The organism is Pedomonas sp. (assembly GCF_036515995.1).
GTDB lineage: Bacteria > Pseudomonadota > Alphaproteobacteria > Sphingomonadales > Sphingomonadaceae > Pedomonas.
Genome location: NZ_DATBUP010000034.1, coordinates 1 through 24,217 on the forward strand (window position 1 = coordinate 1; position 24,217 = coordinate 24,217).

The 24,217-nt window shown below is 63.9% G+C and carries 15 protein-coding genes and 1 pseudogene; 9 read left to right on the forward strand and 7 right to left on the reverse strand.

Going from position 1 to position 24,217, the window contains the following annotated elements; all coding sequences use genetic code 11:
• The 3 genes and pseudogenes from VIG90_RS02610 to VIG90_RS02620 form a co-directional block, all read left to right on the forward strand.
• Nucleotides 1-411, forward strand: a pseudogene (locus VIG90_RS02610) (NAD(P)/FAD-dependent oxidoreductase); the annotation flags it as partial.
• A gap of 63 nt (nucleotides 412-474) precedes the next feature.
• Nucleotides 475-1,290: an SDR family NAD(P)-dependent oxidoreductase gene (locus VIG90_RS02615; RefSeq protein WP_331591873.1), complete on the forward strand. Its 816-nt coding sequence runs from the start codon at nucleotides 475-477 to the stop codon at nucleotides 1,288-1,290.
• Between the two features lie 683 nt (nucleotides 1,291-1,973).
• Nucleotides 1,974-4,259 carry a TonB-dependent receptor gene (locus tag VIG90_RS02620; RefSeq protein WP_331591874.1) on the forward strand — a complete coding sequence of 762 codons (2,286 nt, stop codon included), beginning with the start codon at nucleotides 1,974-1,976 and terminating at the stop codon, nucleotides 4,257-4,259.
• Nucleotides 4,260-4,357: 98 nt separating this feature from the next.
• On the opposite strand, the gene VIG90_RS02625 is transcribed toward VIG90_RS02620, so the two are convergent.
• Nucleotides 4,358-4,609 carry a hypothetical protein gene (locus VIG90_RS02625; protein ID WP_331591875.1) on the reverse strand — a complete coding sequence of 84 codons (252 nt, stop codon included), beginning with the start codon at nucleotides 4,607-4,609 and terminating at the stop codon, nucleotides 4,358-4,360.
• A gap of 279 nt (nucleotides 4,610-4,888) precedes the next feature.
• Here VIG90_RS02625 and VIG90_RS02630 point away from each other — a divergent pair, with 279 nt between their 5' ends.
• Together VIG90_RS02630 and VIG90_RS02635 are read left to right on the forward strand one after the other, a co-directional pair.
• Nucleotides 4,889-6,154 (forward strand): cytochrome P450, encoded by a 1,266-nt coding sequence (locus VIG90_RS02630; protein ID WP_331591876.1) that lies wholly within the window; start codon nucleotides 4,889-4,891, stop codon nucleotides 6,152-6,154.
• 338 nt (nucleotides 6,155-6,492) lie between these two features.
• Nucleotides 6,493-6,765, forward strand: a complete 273-nt coding sequence (locus VIG90_RS02635; RefSeq protein ID WP_331591877.1) for a hypothetical protein — start codon at nucleotides 6,493-6,495, stop codon at nucleotides 6,763-6,765.
• A 442-nt stretch (nucleotides 6,766-7,207) separates the two neighbouring features.
• On the opposite strand, the gene VIG90_RS02640 is transcribed toward VIG90_RS02635, so the two are convergent.
• From VIG90_RS02640 to aqpZ, 4 genes are all read right to left on the reverse strand, one after another.
• Nucleotides 7,208-7,390 carry a hypothetical protein gene (locus VIG90_RS02640; RefSeq protein WP_331591879.1) on the reverse strand — a complete coding sequence of 61 codons (183 nt, stop codon included), beginning with the start codon at nucleotides 7,388-7,390 and terminating at the stop codon, nucleotides 7,208-7,210.
• On the reverse strand, nucleotides 7,348-7,680 hold the full coding sequence (locus VIG90_RS02645) for a hypothetical protein (protein WP_331591938.1): 333 nt from the start codon (nucleotides 7,678-7,680) through the stop codon (nucleotides 7,348-7,350). The genes VIG90_RS02640 and VIG90_RS02645 overlap by 43 nt, the downstream gene beginning before the upstream one ends.
• A 198-nt stretch (nucleotides 7,681-7,878) precedes the next feature.
• Complete coding sequence (locus VIG90_RS02650; protein ID WP_414695462.1) at nucleotides 7,879-9,666, reverse strand: DUF885 domain-containing protein; 1,788 nt, start codon at nucleotides 9,664-9,666, stop codon at nucleotides 7,879-7,881.
• Between the two features lie 423 nt (nucleotides 9,667-10,089).
• The gene (gene aqpZ / locus VIG90_RS02655; RefSeq protein WP_414695463.1) at nucleotides 10,090-10,833 is read right to left on the reverse strand and encodes an aquaporin Z; all 744 of its coding nucleotides are present in this window, start codon (nucleotides 10,831-10,833) and stop codon (nucleotides 10,090-10,092) included.
• Nucleotides 10,834-11,364: 531 nt separating this feature from the next.
• Here aqpZ and VIG90_RS02660 point away from each other — a divergent pair.
• The 3 genes from VIG90_RS02660 to VIG90_RS02670 are packed head-to-tail and all read left to right on the forward strand — an operon-like array spanning nucleotide 11,365 to nucleotide 22,612.
• Nucleotides 11,365-12,210, forward strand: coding sequence for a sulfotransferase (locus VIG90_RS02660; RefSeq protein ID WP_331591881.1), 846 nt, complete (start codon nucleotides 11,365-11,367; stop codon nucleotides 12,208-12,210).
• A gap of 17 nt (nucleotides 12,211-12,227) precedes the next feature.
• Nucleotides 12,228-20,927, forward strand: a complete 8,700-nt coding sequence (locus VIG90_RS02665; RefSeq protein WP_331591882.1) for an Ig-like domain-containing protein — start codon at nucleotides 12,228-12,230, stop codon at nucleotides 20,925-20,927.
• Between the two features lie 47 nt (nucleotides 20,928-20,974).
• Nucleotides 20,975-22,612 carry a TolC family protein gene (locus VIG90_RS02670; RefSeq protein ID WP_331591883.1) on the forward strand — a complete coding sequence of 546 codons (1,638 nt, stop codon included), beginning with the start codon at nucleotides 20,975-20,977 and terminating at the stop codon, nucleotides 22,610-22,612.
• A gap of 18 nt (nucleotides 22,613-22,630) precedes the next feature.
• Here the strand turns inward: VIG90_RS02670 and VIG90_RS02675 are convergent, their stop codons facing one another.
• Together VIG90_RS02675 and VIG90_RS02680 are read right to left on the reverse strand one after the other, a co-directional pair.
• Nucleotides 22,631-23,419: an SDR family oxidoreductase gene (locus tag VIG90_RS02675; RefSeq protein ID WP_331591884.1), complete on the reverse strand. Its 789-nt coding sequence runs from the start codon at nucleotides 23,417-23,419 to the stop codon at nucleotides 22,631-22,633.
• Nucleotides 23,419-23,742: a nuclear transport factor 2 family protein gene (locus VIG90_RS02680; RefSeq protein WP_331591886.1), complete on the reverse strand. Its 324-nt coding sequence runs from the start codon at nucleotides 23,740-23,742 to the stop codon at nucleotides 23,419-23,421. Before VIG90_RS02680 ends, VIG90_RS02675 begins: the two co-directional genes overlap by 1 nt.
• Before the next feature lie 104 nt (nucleotides 23,743-23,846).
• On the opposite strand from VIG90_RS02680, the gene VIG90_RS02685 reads away from it, so the two are divergent.
• Entirely contained in the window at nucleotides 23,847-24,215 is a 369-nt protein-coding gene (locus tag VIG90_RS02685; protein ID WP_331591887.1) for a winged helix-turn-helix transcriptional regulator, read from the forward strand.
• Nucleotides 24,216-24,217: the final 2 nt, after the last annotated feature.

A 24,217-nucleotide genomic window follows, 5' to 3' on the forward strand; every position in this document is an offset into this window, starting at 1 on the left:
CGCGACGGCCGCAACCTCAGGGACGAATGGGGCTCGGACGATCCGCGGTCCTATCTCGGGGTGACATTGCCCGGCTACCCCAATTACTTCCTGACCGTCGGGCCCAACAGTGCGCCGAACCATGCTGCGGGCCAGAACCTCGTCTCCGAGGTCCAGATCAACTACATCATCGAGTGCCTGGACTGGACGATATCCAGCAAGAAGAAGGCAATCGAGCCGCGCCGGGACGCCTTCGATGCCTGGAATGCCCAGATCGACAAGCGCATGGAGCAGATGATCTGGAGCCATCCCAAGGCCAAGAACAATTACAAGAACGCGCGCGGCCGCGTGTTCCGGTCATGGCCATATCGCCTGGTTGATTACTGGAACGAGATGCGCGGGCCAAGAAAAGAGCATTTTGACCTGCTCTAAAACAGCCCGGTCCGGGGCCGGGGTGCAAGACAAGAACAACAGGGCTAAGCGGGAGTATCAAGAATGGGTCGCTTGGAAGGCAAGGTTGCCGTCGTCACGGGGGCAGGGCGGATCGGCAATATCGGGCTTGCAATCTGCGAGGCTTTTTTGCGCGAAGGCGCCAAGGCGGTTGTCGGCACCGATTTCCGGCGCGACGAGGCCGACGCGATCGTATCGCGTGTTGAAAGCGCTTATGGGGCCGGGCGTTTCCGGCTGGCCGAGCATGACGTCACCAGCGAAGAGGACTGGCGGCGCGTGATCGATGAGACGATCGGCGACTGGGGCGGCATTGATGTGCTCGTCAATAATGCCGGGATCTCCGTGCATGCCGGGATTGCCGATACGTCGCTTGAAGACCTGCGCAAGGTCATGGCGGTCAATCACGATGCCCTGTTTCTCGGCATGAAACTCTGTGCACCTGCGCTGGCGGAGGCGGCAGGGCGCTTTGCTGGCGGTGGTGCGATCATCAATAACCTCTCGATGGCGTCCTACATGCCCAATGCCAACAATATCGGCTATCATGTCTCCAAGGCGGCGGGGCGCATGCTGACGCTCTGCGGCGCGATCGAGTTCGGGCCGAGGAAGATCCGCGTCAATTCGGTCCATCCTGGACTGACGATGACACCTCTCATTTATGAGGGCCTCAATGATTATGTCGCTGCTGGCCTCTGGGAGACGCCCGAGGCCGCCGAGGCGGCCATTGCCGGAATGGGGCCGCTCAAAATTTCAAGCCAGCCTGAAGACACCGCACACGCCTTTGTCTACCTGGCATCGGAGGAAGCACGCTTCGTCACCGGTGCCTCCCTCTACCATGACGGCGGTATCGGTCAGCGGTACTGAATGAGCGTTTAGCAGAACCATGCGGGCTGCCTTGCCAACAGCCCGCAACTGGCACGGCTGATGCCAGCCCTGGGGCGGACTGAGCGAGCGGCCCCGCCCGGCAGGCATTTCATCTGTTTGCCCCCCCTATGGCGTCACCTGCGGGGGAGCAGAGGGCGCGCGTCCTGCCTGTCAGCGACGAGGACAGGGCTCGGCCGCATGACTTGAGAGCGCATGTGCCCGCCGGCAAGAGCGGATTGCACCGGACTGGTCACCCGCACCTCATGCGAAGGCCATCGGCGAAACCGGCCAGATTGGGTTGCCTTCGGCTGAGGGTTTTGCCTGTGCGCTCAAGCGGCCTGACCCCGCCAAGCCTCCTTCACCTAGTCAATTTGAATGTATTGCAGGGCTTTGGGGTACGCTAGCCTGCCCGCGTCGCTGTGCATACAGGACGAAGTGTCTGTGGTTTTGGATAGGGTAGCTGCGTGAAATCGTTTCGGCGCGACAGCGAACGACAGGGGCGTGCCACATGGCGGCATCCTGCCGTCCCGGTCACTCGGCGACTTCCACCAAATTTCACCTCAACCAAGATGGCGCATCCTCACCGGGGTGGCGCCCTGCGGTTGGCAGCGCCCTGAACCGACAGATGACAAGAACCCGCCCGAGACGCGGGCTTTGATAAGAAAACATTGGGGGAGAAACAAATGAAGATGATCAAGGCAAGCCTGCTGGCAACAATATCCCTTGCCGCTGGCGGAGCCCATGGACAAACGGTGACACCGGCTGGCGAGACCAGCGCCGTCCAGACACAGGCAACGCGCGGCCTCGAGGAGATCGTCGTGACTGCCCAGAAGCGAGCTGAGAATCTCCAGGATACGCCGATCGCGATCAGCGCCTTTACCAGTGACTCGCTTGCAAAGATGGGCGTGACCAACGTTGCAACCCTGGCGCAGAGCTCGCCAAGCCTTTACTCGGCGCCTTACCCCAGCTCTTCCAATACGGTGACGCTTTACATCCGCGGCCTTGGCGTCAACGACCCGATGCAGATCACCAAGGACGGCTCGGTCGGCATTTATCTTGATGGCTTCTACCTGTCGCGTCCGCAGACCTCGACGGTCGACCTGGCGGATGTCGAGCGCGTCGAAATCCTGCGCGGCCCGCAAGGAACGCTCTACGGCCGCAACACCACGGGCGGCGCTGTCAACGTGGTCAGCCGCAAGCCATCCGGCGAGTTCGATTTGCGTCAACAGCTGACGCTTGGAAACCGTGACCGGGTCCGCAGCATGACCAACGTCGATCTTCCGGCATTTGGCGACTTTGCCGTCAAGTTTACGGTCCTTGCCTCCAATCACAACGGCTGGGTCAAGAACGAGGGCGGCAACAGCTACGACAAGGAAGAGCAGCTGGCCGGCCGTGCAGCGGTGCGCTGGACGCCGTCCGATACCGTCACCGTGGACTACGCCTACGATCGCGGCCGGGTCGAGAGCACGCCCATCTACTACGTCAATCCGTCCCTCGTGGGCGTCATCCCCGGTTACAATGCCAATCCGCGCAAGACCTGGCGCCCGGTCGACCTGCCCGAGAGCATCACGGAGTTTGATGGTCACTCGCTCACGATCGAATGGGAAGCCTCCGATAGCCTGACGCTGCGCTCGCTCTCCGGGATGCGGGATTTGAAATTCAAGGCTTATCAGGACTATGCCGAGAACTTCGGCGTCGGTTTCGTCACCCTAGATGACATCGACAGTCGGCAGTATACGCAGGAATTCCAGGCCGTCGGTTCGATCGGCAACCGGATCGAGTATGTGGCAGGTTTGTTCTATTTCCGTGAAAAGGCAAGCCATGATCAGGTGAACGACATCGACCTGCTCGGCGCTGGCACGGTTGCCAACAACCGTCAGGTGGATGCGCTTTCCAAGTCCAAGGCAGCCTATGCGCAGGTGACCTGGACACCGGCCGTTCTCGAGGACCGCCTCGATCTGACCGTCGGCGCGCGCTACACCGATGACAGCCGCAAGGCGACCCGCAGCCTGACTTCGATCTTCACTGTGGCGCCCGGCATCTCCTTTAATGCCCGGCCGCCCGAGGCCGGCATCAGCAACGAGCAGGATTTCAGCCGTTTCAACCCATCGTTCACGGCAAACTACAAGGTGACGGATGATGTCACCGTCTACGGCAAGGTCGCGACTGGCTACCGCGCCGGCGGCTCGAACGAGTCCGGCCTCAATTTCACCCGGACCTTCTCGCCGGAGAAGGTGACGAGCTACGAAGTCGGCCTCAAGTCGGACTGGCTGGACCGCAGGCTCCGGGTCAACGTTGCCGGCTTCAGCATGGACTACAAGGACCTGCAACTCGACACGTCGCCGGTGGAAACGGATCGCTCGATCACCGATACGGTCAATGCCGGCAAGGCGCGAGTCAACGGTGCCGAAGCTGATATCACCCTGGCGGCAACCGATGATCTGACGCTGACCGCCTCCTACGCCTATCTGCATCAGAAGCTGAGCGGCATCCGCGTCGAGGCTGGCAGCGAGTTCGACCCCAACCTGAGCCCGCTTGCCGCCCAGCTTGGCTATACGATCGGCCAGGACATCTCCGGGCGCTATGTGTTGCCGTTCTCGCCCAAGCACAGCGTTTCCCTGTCCGCAGACTGGACCTTCCTGCGCTTTGACAATGGCAATCTGGCCGCCCATGTGGCCTACCAGTGGAAAGACAAGGCTTATATGACAGCCGGTGCCGGACCGGATGTTGCAGGCCGCGACTTCTACGTCCTGCCGTCCCGGGATCTGCTTGATGCGCGCCTGACCTACACCCGCGAGTTGGCAAACGATCGCGAGATCCGCTTTGCCCTTTGGGGGCGCAACATCACCGACAATCGGTACAAGGCCCATCTCATCGGCAACGGCGATATCGTGCAGGGCTATTTTAGCCAGAGCTACGCGATCGGCGAGCCGGCAAGCTACGGGATCGAGATCAGCCTCGACTTCTGATCCTTCTTCTGCCGCCAACAGGAGGCCAGGCCAGCCTGGCCTCCTGACCGGCAGGCCGGGCACCCTCGGCCGCCTTGGCTTGATCCGGGCTCACAGGTTCAAAAGCCATAGGCTTCAGGGCTGGGATTGGTGCGCGTCAGGACATTCCCGCTGCGCCGCCGATAAGCATTATCCGTCATCTCGGGATGCGTGATGATCCGGAACTGTTTTGCGTCGATACCAGCAAAGGCCAGCCGCGCGAGCCCATCGGGCGAGATCCCTGTGCCGATCGTGTAGTCCCGCATCCGACCCACGGTCGTCATGCTGTCGGCGTCGCCCGACATCGAGAGGGTTTCTTGGTAAATCTCCATTCTGACAGGTCAAGGGCGGAGAACGGATGCGGCATTTGGGGAGGATGCCACCGATAACGGCTGCTGATCGGCAGGATACCCGAACGGCTGTTCTCCAGAAGGCGACCGCTGCGTCTCCTGGCGGTGCAGGCAAAGCCTGCATCTGTTCCGCTCGCAGAGCAGAGGTCGGGAGCCTTGGCTGCTGCCGGCGCGTTAGTGAGCTGTTGTTTTCCGCCTCAGCCCGTGCTGGCGATGGAACGACCTGCAAACGGCCAGATTTGCGAAGCGGGAATAGAACTGTTGGAACGGACCGAACTCATGCCCCGGATGCCGCGCGACAGCCTTCTGGATTCAACGTTGGCACTTTATCAGGATCCCTACCGTTTTATTATGCAGCGATGCCGCCGCTTCGGGTCTGATCTGTTCGAGGCAAGGCTTCTTCTCGGGAAGACCATCTGCATGACCGGTCCGGCTGCGGCCCGGCTCTTCTATGACGCTGACCGCTTCATGCGCTTGGGGGCAATGCCCGAGCCGATCATGAGCACCCTGATCGGCCATGGAGGCGTACAGGGGCTTGACGACGAGGCGCACCGCCATCGCAAGCACATCTTCCTGTCGCTGATGCTGCCCGGGCGGTTCGAAGGATTGCTGGAGCGCCTGGCCGCGCAGTGGAACGCCAGCATAGAGGATTGGGCGAAACAGCAGGAGGTGACGCTCTACTTCGGACTTCACGATCTTCTGGCGCGCGGCGTGTGTGCCTGGGTGGGCGTTCCGCTTGAGGGCAGGGATGCACCGATGCGCATTCGGGAAATTGTCGCCCTGTTCGATCATGCGGGATCGGCAGGCATTAGACATTTGTGGTCGCGGTTTTCGCGTAAGCGGGCCGAGCGCTGGATGGCCGGCATTGTCGCCGACATCCGCAGCGGAACACTCCGGCCGCCCGAAGAGTCGATCGTCTGCGCTATTGCACGGCATCGGGACCTGGATGGACAACTGCTCCCTCCCCGCGTGGCCGCAGTGGAACTGCTGAATGTCATAAGGCCGGTCGTGGCGGTTTCGGTTTATATTCTCTTCATCGCCCATGCTCTGCACGAGAACCCGGTCGTAAGGGAGACGCTGCGAAGTGCAGCTCCAGAATATAAGGACGCCTTCGTTCAGGAAGTACGCAGATATTATCCCTTCTTCCCGGCCGTGGCAGCGCGGGCCCGGCACGCGTTCAAGTGGCGCGGCTACCGGTTCCCGGCCGGCCGACGGGTGATCCTGGATCTGCATGGAACCAACCATGATCCGCGCACCTGGGAGCGGCCTGATGACTTCGAGCCCGCGCGGTTTCTGCAGTCGGATGGTGATTTGTTTAACCTTATCCCGCAAGGGGGCGGACATCACGCCAGCGGTCACCGTTGCGCCGGTGAATGGATTACCTTGGCGATCATGAAGCAGGGGCTCGACATGCTCGTGCATCGGATCCGCTATGACGTGCCCGAACAGGATTTACGCATAGACTGGTCGCGACTTCCAGCCTTGCCGCGCAGTCGGTTCGTCGTCAGGAACGTCAGGCCAGCCTGACCGGCCCCGAGCCGGTGCCGCACGGAAGATTGGCTCGGAGCAGCCAGGGCAGGCAAGCGCTCAGGGGGCTGGAATGCGCACACGGCCCCGCAGCCTTTTCGTCGACCGGCAGCGGGCAGCAAATCCTGCGATCCTGCGTTTCCCTCCATAGCCCCAAGGGGCCTCCCGCCGTCCCGAACGGAGCGGGGGACCATGCAAGTCAAGGTGCCTGCGGCCATGAATGCCACTGGCAATGCGCGCTCCTGCTGAAATGCTGCGCTGTCCGGCATGGTGCATTCGGGCTGCTTTCCAAAGAAGCGAACCACAGCGGACCCTGATATGAACAAGGAGACCTGGGAATGACAGACGAGAAGAAAACGCAACAGCCAGCAGGCGCAGGCGATGCTTCATCGGGCGATACCACCAGACATACCGGCCGTGCCGATCCGAACCAGGCCGCCGATATGATGAAGGATAAAGACCAGAGAAAGGAAGATAAGAACAACATGACCGGCGCAAGCCCTGCGGAGGGTGCAGATACCGATGGAGCGGGAAGCGGCGGCATGGTCGAAGGCCAGGATGCAGGTGGCGGTCCTGCCGGTGCCGGCGGGTCGAGCGGCTCGGCTGGCTGAACCCGCTGGCAGATCGCCAGCAAACAGCGACCCGAGGCGGGTGAAAGCCGGGCCGATTATCTGATCGGCTGCAGGCCGGTGCGATTGGACAGGCCATGCTGAAGGTATGTCATGGACAGCCATCTGCCGCCAAGCACAGGGCACCTTAACATTGCGGGAAGCTATGGGGACTATCGGTGCTGTGCCAGGCGATGCGCCCTATCTACAGGGCTGTGGCGGATCCGAAGCGCTGTAGTCGGGCCAGCTTGTTGGGGACATGTCGCCCCAAGGTACGGATTTATTTGCCGTGCTGGGGGTGCCTGGGAGACCTTTGCAGCCCTTGAGCGCGGCGTATTCAGGGGAAGACGGAGCCCTGCCGCGTAGCCTGGCAGGCGGACGAGTGTCGCCTCAGCAATATTTTTCAAAAAATACTCCTGCCGATTGTCACGGGTGCAGGCGTATCTCACCATGATCGCCGCGCTGCAGCGGCGAGGGCAACCAGTCCGCCTTCGCTGTGTCCCAGCAGCCAGACGCAGCGAGCGCCCGTGCGTTGCCGGACAGCGGCGATCCAGGTCTGTGTATCGGGGGCGTAATCGTCCATGGTCACAGCGTTCGGGTCGGGGCTGGCTGCAGCACTTGCGAACATACCTCTTTTGTCGATCCGAACGCTGGCGATCCCCCGATCCGCCGATCCGCCAGGCCACTGGCGAGCAGTCTGTAGGGGGCGGCCCTCACGCCGAGCGGGTTGTTGCCGTCGCGGTCCGTCGAGCCGGAGCTGGGAATGATCAGGACAACGGGCCGATCCGGAGCCATGGGTCCGGCGAGCGTTCCCTTGAGCGCGCCATTTGGCCCTGGCGCCTCGATGTCGATCAGCTGGGGCTGGGCGGGTGCGGCGCCACTAACGGCCAGGGTGAGAAGCGCGGCAAGCAGAACCATTCAGAGCTTCCGGGGCAGGACTATAGGCGACGGGGTGGCCCAGGCATCCAGACATGTGCGCAGCACCTCCGGTCCGAGGCCGCTTTGATGATCTCAAACCGATCCCGACTTTGCGTCAACCGGTTCGGGCGGAGCCCGAATGCCGGAGATGTCGCGGGGGCGGCTCAGACGTGCTGAGCTGCCTCCGGTCAGGGCATGTTACTTCGCGCCGGTGCCGGGCTGTGCCTTTTCAGCCGTTGCGGTGCGCTTCAGCTCATCCCCGATAAAGCGGCGGATCTCCGCCTCCAGAACCGGCAGCGGCACCGAGCCGAGTGCAAGAATGGTATCGTGGAAGCGGCGCTGGTCGAAGTTGCGGCTGAGCTTTTCCTCAGCCTCGGTGCGCAGGCGCCGGATGGTCAGCTCGCCAAGCTTGTAGGCCAGCGCCTGGCCGGGCCAGCTGATGTAACGGTCGACTTCGGTCTCGACCTCGTGCCGCGACAGCGCGGTATGTCCGGCCAGATACTCGATCGCCTTGTCCCGCGACCAACCGTAGTGGTGAATGCCGGTGTCGATGACCAGGCGCGCGGCCCGCCACATCTCGTAGGACAGCCGGCCGAAATGTTCATAGGGCGTGCGGTAGATGCCCATCCCTATGCCGAGCCACTCGGTGTAGAGACCCCAGCCTTCGCCGTAGCCCGAGAAGTAGGTATTGCGCCGGAAGGCCGGACGCTCGGGCTGCTCCTCGGCCAGTGCCGCCTGGAGACTGTGGCCGGGCGCGCATTCGTGCAGCGTCAGCGCCGGGATGTTGTAGAGCGGCCGGCTTGGCAGGTTGTAGGTGTTCATCTGGCAGCTCCCGAGCCCGCCGCGCCCGGCAGTATAGAAGGGCGCGAGCGCGTCCGGCACCGGTATGATGGTGAAGCGGCGGCGCGGCAGGAAGCCGATTGTATCCCCGATCTTGCCGTCGACCCGCTTGGCAACCCAGGCCGAGAAGCTCAGCAGCTCGTCGGGCGTCTTGGCGTAGAACTGCGGATCGGTGCGCAGGAATACCAGAAACTCCTCGAAGCTGCCCTTGAAGCCGCTGTCCTTCATGACCTGACGCATCTCGGCATTGATGCGGGCGACTTCCTTGAGGCCGATTTCGTGGATCTGCTCAGCGGTGAGGTCGAGTGTGGTGTATTTCTTGATCTGTGCTGCGTAGAAGGCCTCACCGTCCGGCATAGCGGTGGCTGCAAGCGTGGCGCGGGCCTTGGGCAGGTACTCGTCGCGGAAGAACGTGCGCAAAGTGGAATAGGCCGGAATGACGGCATCGCGGATGGCCGCCTTCGCCTCCTCTCGCAGGGCTGCCTGCTCGTCCGCCGGAATGGTGCCCGGCATCGATGCGAATGCAGCGTAGAACGGGTTCGCCTCGACGTTCGCCTCGGCGTAGGTTGCGATCGACTGCTCGCGTCCGTCCAGGGTTGCGCGCGGCACCGAGAAGCCCCGGGCGAGGCCTGAGCGCATGTTCTGGATATGCTCGCCAAAATAGCGGGGAAGGTCCCGCATCCGGGAAATGTAACGACGGTATTCCTCTGCCGTGCGGAACGGGCGGCGGGCGTCGAGGTACGTCCAGAAGGAGCTGTCGCTGTTGAAGGGCATCTCCCATTCGCGGAAGCGCGCATCAGTGAGAGCGTGTTCGAGATTGGTGCGGAACACTGCTGCGTTCACCCGCTCTTCATCCGAAAGCTTGGCGAGCGGAACCCGCTCGAGCGCTGCCAGCATTTCCCGCCAGTGCGCGGCGCGGCGTTTCTGCGTGGCAGCATCGACCCGCGGCAGGCGGTCGGCACTGGTAAATCCTCCCTCGCCGTCTTCAATCCAGGCGTTCTCGCGCATGCTCCAGGCCCAGTCGGCCTCGTAGAGCGTGCGCAGGCTCTGGTCCGCCGAAACATCCGTTGCGGCCGCCGTGGCGGGAAGGTTGATGGAGGCCAGGCAGAGCGCCATTGAAAGGAAACTGATGCACCACCGTTTCATTGGGCAGCTAATCCTTATTCGACGGTTTATATGGAATACATGGGTGACAGGCCTTCGAAGCGGCGCGTGCCGGGGCCGGCGATCGGCGCTGGAATGCCACCGCTTCTGTCTCACCAGCCAGGACGCTGCGGCTTTCTCGAAGCGCTGCCCTGCGATGGGCTGCCGGCCAGAATTTTCAGGATAACCTGCATTTTCAAGGTCGCCCCCGTAGTCGCCCGCATGGTTCAGGGTTCATCGTCTGGAAAGACATTTATGGCGTCCGGGAAAACGGACCGTCAATGAAATACTGAGGTACTTGAAAGTGAGCAATTCAGTGCCGTCACGTCGGAGAGCCGGCAGACTGGTTGGTAGGAAAGCCTGCGCACGGCGGACATTGCCCGGCATGGCGCGGCCTGCACCATCTTCTGCGCAGGGGCGCACGACCTATGGCTGCGGTGTCCGGTGGGGCTCGCCGGTGATATTGGGATCAATGCGGGCAGCAGCTGGCGCAATCGCCCGGTAGAGCATACCGCCCAGGACGGCGCCGAGGATCGGCGCCACCCAGAACAGCCAGAGCTGTTGGAGGGCAAGGCCGCCTGCAATCACCGCCGGACCGGTGCTGCGCGCCGGATTGACCGAGGTATTGGTCACAGGAATGCTGATAAGATGGATCAGGGTGAGGGCGAGGCCGATCGCAATCGGCGCAAAGCCCTGAGGCGCACGGGTGTCTGTCGAGCCCAGGATGATGACCACAAACCCCAGAGTCAGGATGACCTCGATCAAAAAACCCGATACCAGGGAATAACCGCCCGGCGAGCCTTCGCCGTACCCGTTGGTTGCAAGGCCGTCCGTGCCCAGATCATAGGCCGGCTGGCCACTGGCGATCAGGTACAGTATCCAGGCGGCCAATATGGCCCCCAGAACCTGCGCGATGATGTAGGGCAGAATATCGCGAGCGGGAAAACGCCCGCCGACAAACAGCCCGATGGTCACGGCCGGATTGAAATGGCTCCCCGAGATATGGCCCACCGAATAGGCCATGGTCAGCACGGATAGGCCAAAGGCGAGCGCGACGCCGAGAAAGCCGATGCCAAGGTCAGGAAAGGCGGCGGCCAGGACGGCACTGCCGCAGCCGCCAAACACCAGCCAGAAGGTTCCCACAAGCTCAGCGGCGGCCCGTCGCAGCATGATCATCTGATCCTCCGTATCCGAGTGTTGGCTGTATGCTCAATCAGCGCAAATGACACATCGGCTGCGGCACGGCAGAGACCAGGCGGAACCTTGAGCGGGAAACGCAGGACCCCTGGGATCGTTGCAGCCCCCCTTGCTGCATGCGAGATCGCAGTCAGGTCGGCCCTATCAGGACTGAGGGGGACGCCAAGGCGCACAGGCAAGGTCCGGCGACGACCCGGCGTTGGCTGGGGCGCTGGCTGCTCGCCCGAGAGAGCCCGTCTGCTCAAGACAGGCCAGACGATACGCGGGCAACGCAAATTTCTGCAAGAAAAGCAGGAATTTTGTCGACAAAAACGAATTGATTAATTTTTTTGTAGGGTTTTGTCGGCTATCCGGAGGGCGGAGCGGCACGTATTAGTGCTGCGCCTTCTAGAGCCTGTCCCGAAGGGGCCGGGATCGTTGTGTAGGCTGTTCGGGGGATTTGAGCGTGCAGTGGGTTAATAAGGCGCCGTGCTCGCCGGCAGGACTTGAGGCGGACTCCCGTCCATGACGCGCTATCATTTCATCTCCGGCCTGCCGCGCTCCGGGTCGACGCTTCTATCAGCCCTTCTGCGACAGAACCCGGCCTTTTACGCCAATATTTCGGGGCCGCTGGGCTCGCTGTTCCACTCCACCCGCAATGCCATGGGCACCTGGAACGAGACGTCCGTCATGCTGACGGATGCGCATCGAGAACGCATCCTCAAGGGGCTGTTCGATTCCTACTATGCTGATCAGAGCGACAAGAGCGTGGTGTTTGACACCAACCGCGCCTGGTGCGCCCGCCTGCCGGCCCTGATGCGGCTGTTCCCCGAAGCCAAGGTGATCTGCTGCGTCCGCAGCGTTGCCTGGATCATGGACAGTATCGAACGCCTGATCCGCAAGCATCCCTTTCAGAAAAGCCGCCTGTCCAACAGCGACACCGAGCGCTCAACGGTCTTCACCCGTGTCGAGACCTTGGCGCAGCAGGATCGCTTCGTCGGCTTTGCCTGGTCGGCCCTCAAAGAGGCGGTCTACGGCGAGCATGCTGATCGGCTGCTTCTGGTGGACTTTGATCTGCTGACGGCGGCCCCCGAGCGGGTGCTGCGTCTAATCTACGAGTTCGTCGGCGAACCCTGGTTCGAGCACGACTTTGAGAATGTCGTCTTCGATGCACCGGAATTCGACCAGCAGCTTGGCCTTCCCGGTCTGCATCGGGTTCAGCCCAAGGTGCAGCCTGTCCGGCGGCAGACCGTCCTGCCGCCTGATCTCTTCGAGCGTCTGGATGCCTTGTCGTTCTGGCGAGACCTGAGCAACAGCCGCGCGCGCATGATTGTCGCGAAGCGGGAGCCGCATGCTGCGGCGGCAGAATAAGAAAACGGATTAAGCACATGGCCAAGAAGTCTCGCTCCCGCAGCTCCGCTGAACTGCCCGCAGCTAAGGACAAGCAGGGTCAGGAACGCCAGCCGCGTTTCATGATGCTGGCCCTCGAGCAGCGTTTCATGTTCGACGGCGCGGCCGCTGCAACTGCGGCCGCAGATGTCTCGACCGGCTCCGGTGATACCGGCTGGCATGACACCGGCAGGGATGTCGCTCCTGATGCCGCGGTCGAGCCAGTGCCGCCGGTCATGCAGGCCGCCCCCCGCGACCGGACCGAGATCGTCTTTGTCGACAAGCGGGTGCCAGACTATCAGGCACTTATCGACGCCGTAAACCCAGGTGCCGAGATCATTCTCCTGGGTGGCGATCAGGACGGCGTCGCCCAGATGGCTCAGGCCCTGGGGGGCCGGTCTGATGTGGATGCGATCCATATCATCAGCCATGGCGGTAACGGTGTGCTGCATCTGGGCAAAGGATCGCTCAATGCGGCTAACATGGATGCACAGTCTGAGGCGCTGGCAACCATCGGCAAGGCGCTGACGCAGGAGGGAGACATTCAACTCTGGGGCTGCGACGTTGGAGCGGACGCCAAGGGCATGGAGTTCCTGAACAAGCTGGCCGCACTGACTGGTGCCGATATCGCGGCTTCCACCGACAGTACCGGGGCAGAGCGCCTTGGGGGCAACTGGGCTCTCGAAGCCTACAGCGGCGACATTGCCGTCTCGACTGCTCTCGATATCGATCGACTCAACGAGACATACGATTATCTGCTGAGCATTCCGGACGGGACGCAGACGTTTATAGGCATTTCGATTTCGAACAACGTTGGCATTACAGCCGACGGTTATTTCAGACTGACCCGCTTTGATGGCAGCGGAGGAAATAGCAACCTCTCAGCCGATGGGTTTGGCGCTTATATTGCCGACAGCAATCCTGCTAGCAGTTCGTACATCTCCTATCTCGAGGTGACCGTCGCCTCCACTGGCAGTTTTAATATTACAACGGCAACGATTGGTGAGTATGACGACAGCTCCGACGCCAGTTTCACCGATGTCTACGTGGTCGGATTTGCAAATGGCGAGATTGTAGCGAAGACGACGCCAATCGATGACGGGCCGGGCGTCAATCCCGAATATCCAATTGACTATACACCGTTCCAGGATGTTCTGATCGACACCTTCAGGATCTATTACACGGTCTCTGTTGGCACCTCCCAAACCGCCTTCAACCTCGTCGATTTTACGGTTTCCGGTGCAACAACGGACCCGGTTCCTCCCGCCAACACCGCGCCGACGGCGACAAACCTGACTCAGCATTTGCGCGGAAATCCAGTTGGAGCTTATAGCCGCACCGAGCTTGGCGATATTGTCGTCACCGATCCGGATAGCGACGAAGTCGTGACTGCGACACTGACGATGAGCAACCCGGCGGCAGGTTCGCTCAGCACCGGTACGCACGGCTCGGCCACATCCACCTTCAATCCCGGCACCGGCGTATGGGCGGTGACGGGCTCGGTGGCGGACGTGAACGCGGCTCTGGCGGAGGTGGCGTTCGTGATGGCGGGCAGCTGGACCGGCGATGTCTTCATCACCACGCAAGTTGTTGACTCGGCGGGGGCCAGCGCAGGTAACGGCGAGATCCACCTCGACTTCACGCCGCCGGCCGCGCCGTCGACGCCGGATCTGGTTGCCGGGAGTGATAGTGGTAGTTCGCCAACGGACAATCTGACCAACGATACGACGCCGACGTTCACAGGCACGGCCGAGGCGAACAGCACTGTTACGCTCTATGATGGAAACGGCAATGCTCGCGGCTCTGTCTTGGCCGATTCAACTGGAAACTGGTCCATCACAACCTCGGCGCTTTCAGAGGGCAGCCATTCAATTGTTGTGCGCGCCGTGGATGAAGTTGGCAATGAAAGCGCGATCTCTGCTGCGACCGTTATCACGATCGACACGACTGGTCCTGTCGTCAGCCCGCCGAACATGCAGGCAGAAAGCGATAGCGGATCATCGAATACCGACAATCTGACGAATGTGGTCCGCCCCGGTTTCAGCGGAACGGCGGAGGCCGGCGCGATCATTCAGTTGTTCATCGACAATGCCGGGAACGGCGACCCCAGTGATCCTTTAAACTGGCACCTGGGCAATGCCATTGCCAATCAGAGCGGCGAGTGGTCGATCACCCCGACCTCCGATCTGCCGGAGGGTAACTGGACCATCAAGGCCCGCGGGCGCGATGCCGCCGGAAACTTCGGTATTGCATCGCCTGGGCTGAGTGTCACGATCGACACCACGCCGCCCGCTGCGCCTTCGACGCCAGACCTGAGCGCCGCAAGCGATACCGGTATTTCCAACGCCGACAATATTACAAATGACACGAACCCCACCTTCACCGGCACGGCCGGGGCCGGCAGCACGGTCGAGCTGTTCAATGACGCCAACGGCAATGGTGTCGTCGATGCGGGCGAAAGCCTGGGAACTGCGACGGCCAACGGAGCAGGCGTCTGGTCCATCACTGCAACGCTTGGCAATGGCGTGCATTTCATCAAGGCGGCTGCTCGAGACGCGGCAGGCAACGCATCTGCATCGAGCGCCCTATCGCTGCATGTCGACACCACAGCACCGGCCGCCCCTTCGATACCGGACCTGACGGCGGGCAGCGACACCGGCCTATCTGACACAGATAACCTGACCAACGATGCAACGCCGACCTTCAGTGGTACCGCCGAAGCGTATGCGCAGATGGAAATCTATGCCAACGGAACTCTGATTGGCACGACGACGGCAGCGTCGGACGGTAGTTGGCAATTTACAGCTACTGCGCTGGGCAATGGCACCTATAACATTACCGCACGCGCCATCGATAATGCAGGCAATGTAAGCGCGCAGTCTGCGCCGCTCGCCATCACGATAGACACGACCGCGCCTACTCTTGACACTGCCGCATCAGCGCCGGCGGCTAATGCCGTAGGCGTCGACCCCGACAGCGATATCTCCTTGCGCTTTGATGAGCTGGCCATAATGCCGGCCAGCGGCGGGTTCATTACCCTGTACAACGTGACCGACGGCGCGGTTTTCGAGACGATTGCGTTTGCCTCTCCCGCCATCAGCGGCTGGGGCACTGATACGATCGTGATCAGCCCATCGACAAGCCTTCCCCTTGGTAAGACGATCGCCGTCCGGTGGGATGGCACGGTATTCAGCGACACCGCCGGCAATGTCGCTGCCGCCAACACCAGCGACAGCTTCTATGCTTTCACTGTCCGCGCCAATCCTTTGCTGACAGGGGGCGGAACTGTCTCCTGGACGGAGGGCGGCGCGCCGGTGGTGATTGCGCCGGCTCTGTCGGTTACGGACATCGACAGCACAAATGTCGCGGGCGCGACCGTGCAGATTTCGGACGTTCGCGTCGGAGACACGCTGGCGCTTGGCGTGCCTGGCCCGTTCACTGCCAGCTATGATGCCGCAACCGGGCTGCTGACTTTGACAGGCCCCGGCACCCTGGCTGAAATGCAGGCTGCCCTCCGCTCGATAACCTACAGCTCCAGCAGTGACGCCCCCTCAGGTGGCGGGGCCACCCCAACGCGTGCCATTACGTTCACCGTGTTTGACGAGAGCAGCGGCGGTGCGTCCAACAGCGTGACCACCGCGGTCACCGTGGTTGACGTTAACGACGCGCCGGTGCTGGCAGATACCGATCTGACGCTGGATCCGGTCGTGGAAGACGGCGGTGCACCGGTAAACGGGGTTGCGTCAGGCACGCTGGTGTCGGAGCTGGTCGGAGGTATTTCTGACGCGGATCTGACCTTGCCGCGCGGCATCGCCATTGTCGGGGCGGACGCCAGCCACGGTACCTGGTGGTTCACCACGAATGGGGGTGCAAGCTGGTCGGCGCTCGGCACGCCCGCTGAAGCGGCGGCACGCCTGCTGGCAGCCGACGCCAACACCCGGCTGCACTTCGCGCCGAACGCCAACTGGAATGGTGTGCTGCCCGCAGCCCTGACGATCCGCGCCTGGGACATGAGCGCAGGCAGCAATGGCGGCATGGCCAATATCAGCGCCATCGGCACGGGCGGCACTGTGCCCTTCTCCACTGCAACCGACACGGTTTCGCTCAGTGTCGAAGCGGTCAACGATGCACCAGTTATTGCAGCGCCGCTCCAGATTGGTGTGGTCGAGGACGTGACCACTCCCCTGACCGGTATTTCGTTTACGGACGTGGATGCCGGCAGCGCGCCGGTCACCGTAACGCTGTCGGTGGGCAGCGGTACGCTCGCCGCCACCAGCGGGGGCGGCGTCGTGGTCGGCGGTACGGGCCAAAGCCTGACCCTGACCGGCAGCCTGGCCGACCTCAACGCCTATCTTGCCGGCGGTAATGCCGCCTACACCACCGCGCGCGACAGCACGGCCAGCCAGACCCTGACGGTCAGCATCAGCGACAATGGCAATACCGGCTCTGGCGGCGCCCTGACCGACCACACGACGGTGCAGCTGAACGTGACTGCGGTCAACGACGCGCCGGTGATCACAGCACCTGCCAGCATTAGCCTGACCGAAGACGTGGCCTCGCCGCTGACCGGCATCACGATTTCAGATGTGGATGCAGGGTCCGGCATGATGACGGTGACCCTGTCCGTGCCGGCCGGTGCGCTTTCAGCAATCAACGCGTTCAGCGTCTCGGTCGGCACCACGATCGACGCCCGGACCCTGACCCTGACCGGCAGCCAGGCCAACCTCAACACCTACCTCGCGAGTGGCCTCGTCAGCTATACGCCGGCTGCGAACGACAGCGGCACCCGGATTCTGACCGTCAGCGTCACCGACAACGGCAACTCGGGCAGCGGCGGGGCTCAGACTGACAGCACGACCGTCGCGCTTGCGATTGCCGCGGTCAACGATGCACCGACGATCACGGCTCCGGCTCAGATCGGTGTGACCGAGGATCTGGCATCACCGCTGACCGGCATCTCGGTTGCGGATGTGGATGCGGGAACAAACCCGATCACCGTGACCCTGTCTGTGCCGGCCGGCTCGCTCCTGGCCACCAGCGGGGGCGGCGTCGTGGTCGGCGGTACGGGCCAAAGCCTGACCCTGACGGGCAGCGTGGCCGACCTCAACGCCTATCTGGCCGGCGGCAACGCCACCTACATCACCGCGCGCGACAGCACGGCCAGCCAGACCCTGACGATCAGCGTCAACGACAATGGCAACACCGGCGCAGGCGGCGCCCTGACTGACCACACGACGGTGCAGCTGAACGTGACTGCGGTCAACGACGCGCCGGTCATCACGCCCGGCGGCGGGACCGCGGTCTACACGGAAGGTTCGGTGCCGGTTGCACTGGACGCAGGCCTGACGCTCTCGGATATCGACAGCCCGACCCTGGCGTCCGCGACGGTTGCGATTACCGGCAACTTTCACGCCGGGCAGGATCTCCTCGCCTTCGTCAATGATGGCACCACCATGGGCAACATCACCGGCAGCTACAACGCCGCAACCGGCGTCCTGACGCTGACCTCGGCCGGAGGAACCGCAACGCTTGCCCAGTGGCAGGCCGCGCTGCGCACCGTCGGCTATGCCAATACCGCCGGCGCGCCGGAGGCCGCGAGCCGGACGGTCAGCATCGTTGTGAGCGACGGCAGCGCAAGCTCTGCGGCAAGCACCAGAGCCGTCTCGATTGTCCTGCTCAACGATGCGCCGGTGCTGGCGGATACCAATCTGACGCTGGACCCGATTGCGGAGGACGGCGGCGCTCCTGTTGCCGGCGTCGCCTCGGGCACGCTGGTGTCGGAGCTGGTCGGCGGCATTTCCGACGCGGACCTGACCCTGGCGCGCGGCATCGCCATTGTCGGGGCGGACACGAGCCACGGCACCTGGTGGTTTACAACCGATGGCGGCGCAAGCTGGTCGATGCTTGGCACGCCAGGTGAAAGCACGGCGCGCCTGCTGGCGGCCGATGCCAACACCCGGGTGCACTTCGAGCCGAATGCCAACTGGAACGGCACGCTGGCTGCAGCGCTCACCATTCGCGCCTGGGACCAGAGCGCCGGCAGCAACGGCGGAATGGCCGATATTACGGCCTCAGGCACCGGCGGTACGTCCGCGTTCTCCGCTGCAACCGACACGGTCTCGCTGAGCGTGGAGGCGGTCAACGATGCGCCGGTGGTCACTGCTCCTGTGCTCATTGGTGTAATCGAGGACGTGGCCTCGCCGCTGACCGGCATCGTGATTGCGGATGTTGATGCGGGCAACGCGCCGATCAGCGTGACCCTGACAGTCGGCAGCGGCACGCTCGCCGCTTCGAGCGGCTCGGGCGTCGTGGTTGCTGGCGCGGGCCAAAGCCTGACCCTGACCGGAAATCTGGCCGACCTCAACGCTTACCTTGCCAGCGCCAGCGTCACCTACACCACCGCGCGGGACAGCACGGCCAGCCAGACCTTGACGGTTGCGGTGACCGACAACGGCAACACCGGCACGGGCGGGGCCAAAACCGGCCAGACCACGATCCAGCTGGATGTCACCTCGGTCAATGATGCGCCAACAGCTGATGGCCTCACCCGAACGGTGCCGTTTGTCGAGGATGGCGGCCCGGTCGGTCTCGGCGGTATCGTCGTCCGCGACGTGGATGCGGGCGAGACCGTCACCGCGACGCTGACCCTGAGCGACCCCAAAGCCGGCGTGCTCAGCACCGGCACCTTCGGCAGCGCCACGGCCCGCTTCGATGCGATGACCGGCGTCTGGTCGGTCTCGGGTTCGGTCGTCGACGTCAACGCAGCGCTGGCAGCGCTCACCTTCACCCCGGCGGCCAACCGGGATCAGAGCGTCCAGCTTGCGGTCAGCATCCGTGACAGCGCCGGCACCGGTCCGGACGGCACGCTCACGCTCGAGGCTTCGCCGGTCAACGATGCGCCAACAGCTGGCGGCCTCACCCGAACGGTGCCGTTTGTCGAGGACGGCGACCCGGTCGGTCTCGGCAGTATCGTCGTCCGCGATGTGGATGCGGGCGAGACCGTCACCGCAACGCTGACCCTGAGCGACCCCAAAGCCGGCGTGCTCAGCACCGGCACCTTCGGCAGCGCCACGGCCCGCTTCGATGTGATGACCGGCGTCTGGTCGGTCTCGGGTTCGGTCGCCGACGTCAATGCGGCGCTGGCAGCGCTTACCTTCACCCCGGCGGCCAACCGGGACCAGAGCGTTCAGCTCGCGGTCAGCATTCGCGACAGCGCCGGCACCGGGCCGGACGGCACACTCACGCTCGAGGCGACCCCCGTCAATGATGCGCCGGTGCTGACGGCACCCGAGGCCATCACCGTGACTGAGGACGTGGCCTCGCCGCTGACCGGCATCGTGATTGCGGATGTGGATGCGGGCAATGCGCCGATCAGCGTGACCCTGACAGTCGGCAGCGGCACGCTCGCCGCTTCGAGCGGCTCGGGCGTCGTGATTGGCGGCGCGGGCCAAAGCCTGACCCTGACCGGAAATCTGGCCGACCTCAACGCTTACCTTGCAAGCGGCAGCGTCACCTACACCACCGCGCGGGACAGCACGGCCAGCCAGACCTTGACGGTTGAGGTGACCGACAACGGCAACACGGGCGCGGGCGGGGCCAAAACCGGCCAGACCACGATCCAGCTGGATGTCGCCCCGGTCAACGATGCGCCGGTCAGCACCGGGCCGCTGCCGGACGTCATCTGGCGCGGCGGCGACAACAGCCTGGCGCTGCCGGGTGATGCCTTTGCCGATGCGGACGCGGGCGACACGCTGCACTATGGGGCCGCTCTGGCCGATGGGACTCCGTTGCCGTCCTGGCTGCGGTTCGATGCCGGCAGCCTGACGCTGAGCGGCCGACCGCCGGAGGGCGTGGGGGCGCTGACTCTTGTCATCACCGCCACGGACCAGCAGGGCGCGACTGCCGCCGTTTCCTTCACCCTGTCCTATGACAATCCGGCGGAGCCTGTACCGCAACCGCCCGCGCCGCCGGTGCATGTGCCGCCTGCGGCGGCTCCGGCCCCGCCGTCCGAGGCACCGGCTCCAAGCAGTCAGGTGTCCGGATCCGGGATCGGGGCGCCACGGGCGCCGATCCTGACCGTGATCTCAGGCGCGCCGCAAGGCAGCCTGTTCGGCTCGCCGTCTGACCGGGACGGCCGAAACGCTCTGGCTCCGGCCTGGGAGAGCGAGCCGCGGCTCAGCGCTTTGCAGCCGGTGCTGGATGCCCGGGTGCTGGATGGCCCGTTCGTCTTCGCCCTGCCGCTGGATATGTTCCTGCACCGGGACCCTGCGGCTGTCCTCCGTCTCGAGGCACGCCTGGCCGATGGCTCGCCGTTGCCGGACTGGCTGACGTTCGATCCGCAAACGGCCACGTTCAAGGGCACGCCGCCTCCGGGCGCTGGCACGGTGACGGTCGAGATCGTGGCTCGCGACCTGAACGGACAGCAGACGACGGCAACCCTCAAGCTCCAGCCCGGTCAGGCCGAGGCGGCAGCAGAGACGCCGACTGACGCTGCCGATGCGCCTGCCGACGCAGACCGGCCGGCCGAGGGGGAGGCACGCGCAGCATCACGAGAGGGGGCTGAGACGGCCGAGGCACGTCTGCCGGGCAAGCCCTCCTTCAGCCAGCAGCTGGCCTTGGCCCGTCAGGGCGGGCTGGCCGCCCAACACGCCGCATTGATCGAGGCCGCCCAGGTGGTGGCCAGGGAGACGCGCAGCTGAGCCTTGGCTGCGCCAGACAAAGATTTGAGATCCGAGGATTTTGTATGATGACGTATACCAAGCTGGCCCGCCGGGCCCGGCCCTTCCTGGCTTCCGCCGCGCTTGCAGCCCTGCTGTCTGCCTGCGCGGTGACGCCCAAGCCGCTCGGCCAGGCCGAGCTGGCGGCACAGGCCGAGGCCGACCGCAAACTGATGTTCGGCGATGCCGAGCCGCTTGAGGCTCCGCTGACCCTGCCCGAGGCCATCGCTCGGGTGCTCAAGCACAACCTCGACCAACGCGCCAAGCTGATGGAAGAGGCGCTGGCCCGCGGTCAGCTCAAGGTCGACCGCTTCGACCTGCTGCCCCAGCTGACCGCGAGCGCAGGCTACCGCTACCGCTCGGAATACAATGCGGTACGCAGCCGTGACCTGTTCACCGGCAAGCCCTCGGATGCCAATCCGACCTATTCGACCGACCGGAACCTGTTCGATGCGGACCTGGGGCTCACCTGGAACATCCTCGACTTCGGGGTCGGCTACTACAACGCCCAGCAGAACGCGGACCGGGCGCTGATCGCCGGCGAGCGCCGCCGCCGCACCGCGGCCAACCTGATACAGGAAGTGCGCTTCGCCTACTGGCGCGCCGCCGCCGCGCAGGCACTGAAGGACAAGGTCAGCGCCTCGATCACCCTGGCTGAAAAGGCCCTGGCCGATGCCGAGCAGGTGGAGCGCGAGGGCCTGCGGGATCCCGTAACCTCGCTCCAGTTCCAGAAGACTCTGCTCGAGAGCCTGCGCCAGCTGGAGGCGATCCAGCATGAGCTAGCGGCCGCCCAGGCCGAGCTCGCCGCGCTCATCAACGTGGCGCCGGGCACCGAGATCCGGCTGGCCGTCTCCGGCGAGACCGCGCTTGAGGTCCCTGGCTGGGCGCTGACGCCGCGGCAGATGGAGGAGTTGGCCTTCGTCAACAACCCGGACCTGCGCGAACAGGCCTACCAGAGCCGCATTGCCGCGGACGAAACCCGCAAGGCGGTGCTGCGCCTCTTGCCGGGTGTCTCGCTCAACCTGGCGCACAAGTACGACAGCAACGGCTTCCTCTACGAGAACCAGTGGAACGAGGTCGGCGTGCGGGTCAGCTGGAACCTGTTCAACCTGCTCTCGGCTCCATCCCGCATCAAGCATGCCAAGGCGCTGGAGACCGTGACCGAGGCCAAGCGGCTGGCGCTGCGCATGGCCGTGCTGGCGCAGGTGCATGTGGCCCATCACCAGTTTCAGGCGGCTGCCCGCCAGTACACTCGGGCCGAGCAGCTCTGGCAGGTGGACAGCCGCCTGGCCCAGTCGGCCGCGCGCCGCCAGGAGCTGAGCGCCCAGGGCCTGATCGAGCGGGTGGCGGCCGAGACCGCCGCCATCAGCGCCGAGCTGCGTCGCTACCAGTCCTACGCCCAGCTTCAGGCCGCGCTGGGCCGGATGCAGAGCTCGATCGGTGTCGATGCCCTGCCGGCCACCGCCGCTTCCCACGACCTGCCCGCCCTCACCAAGGCCATCGCCGCCCACCTCGACCGCTTGCAGAGCGGAGACATCTCGCCTGTCGCCGGCCATGACGGTCAGGCCCCAAGCTCTGCGGACGATCTCCGGGCGCAGGTTTCTGGCCTAGTCGGCAAGGCGAGCCAGCCCATTCCGGTGGGCATCGGTCTGATGGCGGCCTCATAGGCAGGGGCACCATCCCGCCTATACGGTCGGCACCGTGCCGCCATCGATCGTAAGCTCGGTGCCATGAATGGCGGACGCTCGATCTGACGCCACAAAGGCGATCAGCTCGGCGACCTCGTCGGGCAAGGCCGGGCGTCCGATCGGGATGCCTCCGAGCGCGTCGAGGATGCTCTGGCGTGCCGCCTCCTCGCTCGTGCCCGAGCCGGCGGCAATGCGCTTGACCATGGCCTCGGCGGCATCGGTATAGATCCAGCCCGGCGAGACGACGTTCACGCGGACGCCTTGGGGGCCGATTTCTTTTGAGAGGGCCTTGCTGTAGGTGACGAGGGCGGCCTTTGCGGCTGCATAGGCGATCGTGGCGTCGTGAAGCGGAAGCCGGTGCTGGATCGAGGCGGTATGAACAATTGCCCCCTTGCCCTGCTCGAGCATGGCAGGAACAAGAGCCCGGTCGAGCCGAACGGCACTCAGCAGGTTGAGGTTGAGTTCCTGCGTCCAATGCTCATCGCTGAGGGCGGTAAACCCTCCGGCAGGCGAGGCCGATCCGCCCAGTACATGGACGATGATGTCGACCTTGCCGAGGCGCTCCACAGCCCCTGCTGCAAACCTCGCCACCCCGTCGGCAGTCGTCAGATCGGCTTGTATGAAGCACTCGGGAGGCATGCCGTCCGGGCAGTCCGAGCGCCCGGCGGTGACGACCTTTGCACCGCCAGCCATGAAACGGCGCAAGGCGGCAAGGCCGGTGCCGCCGGTGCCGCCCGTCAGCACGACGGTCTTGCCGGTGAATTCTGCTGGGTCAGTCCGGCTCATCACAGGATCTCCAGCCGGGCGATGCGCCCGCCATCCAGGCGGAAGTGAAAGGCGAGGGTGACCGGGCTGCCCGGAAAGGATCCTGAGACCTGCGCCATGACATGATGCAGGGGCTCGTCTGACTGGATCGTCAGCGGCACGGCGATCGCCTGATTGCCAAGGCTTGCCTCCTTGATCCACGCACGGATAGCGGCGGTTCCCTGGTGGGTCCGGCGCTCGTCCTTCACGACGGCGTCAGCTGCAAAGGGCGCGAGCATGGCCTCGACATCAAGATCGCTGTTAGCGCTGAAATAGCTCCGGATCGGCGGCGGCAGCGTGAGCATGATCAATCTCCACGGGTCTGATTGGGCGATGACATTGACCGTCAGAGACGTGGCGCTATGCTCAAATAAAGACAAGTACACACAAAAAAGTAAGGTACTCACCCATGGGTAAGCGTCCGGATTATACACCGCTGACCGGCGCGCGCGGCATCCAGAATGCGCTGCGCGTGCTCGAGGGGCGATGGAAGCTCGTCATCCTGTTCCAGCTGTTCGGCGGGAAGGTGCTGCGCTTTTCAGAGCTGGAGCGGGCAATTCCCGGGATTTCCCAGAAGATGCTGATCCAGCAGCTGCGGCAGCTGGAGACGGACGGGGTGGTGGCGCGTATCGTTTATCACGAGGTGCCCCCGCGCGTGGAATACAAGCTCACGGATTGGGGCCAGGCGCTCTGTCCTGCGCTCGATGCGCTCCTGCTCTGGGCCGAGGCCGCGCCAGCCGAGACGCGGGCACGGCTGCTGGACGAAGATCCGGCCTGACG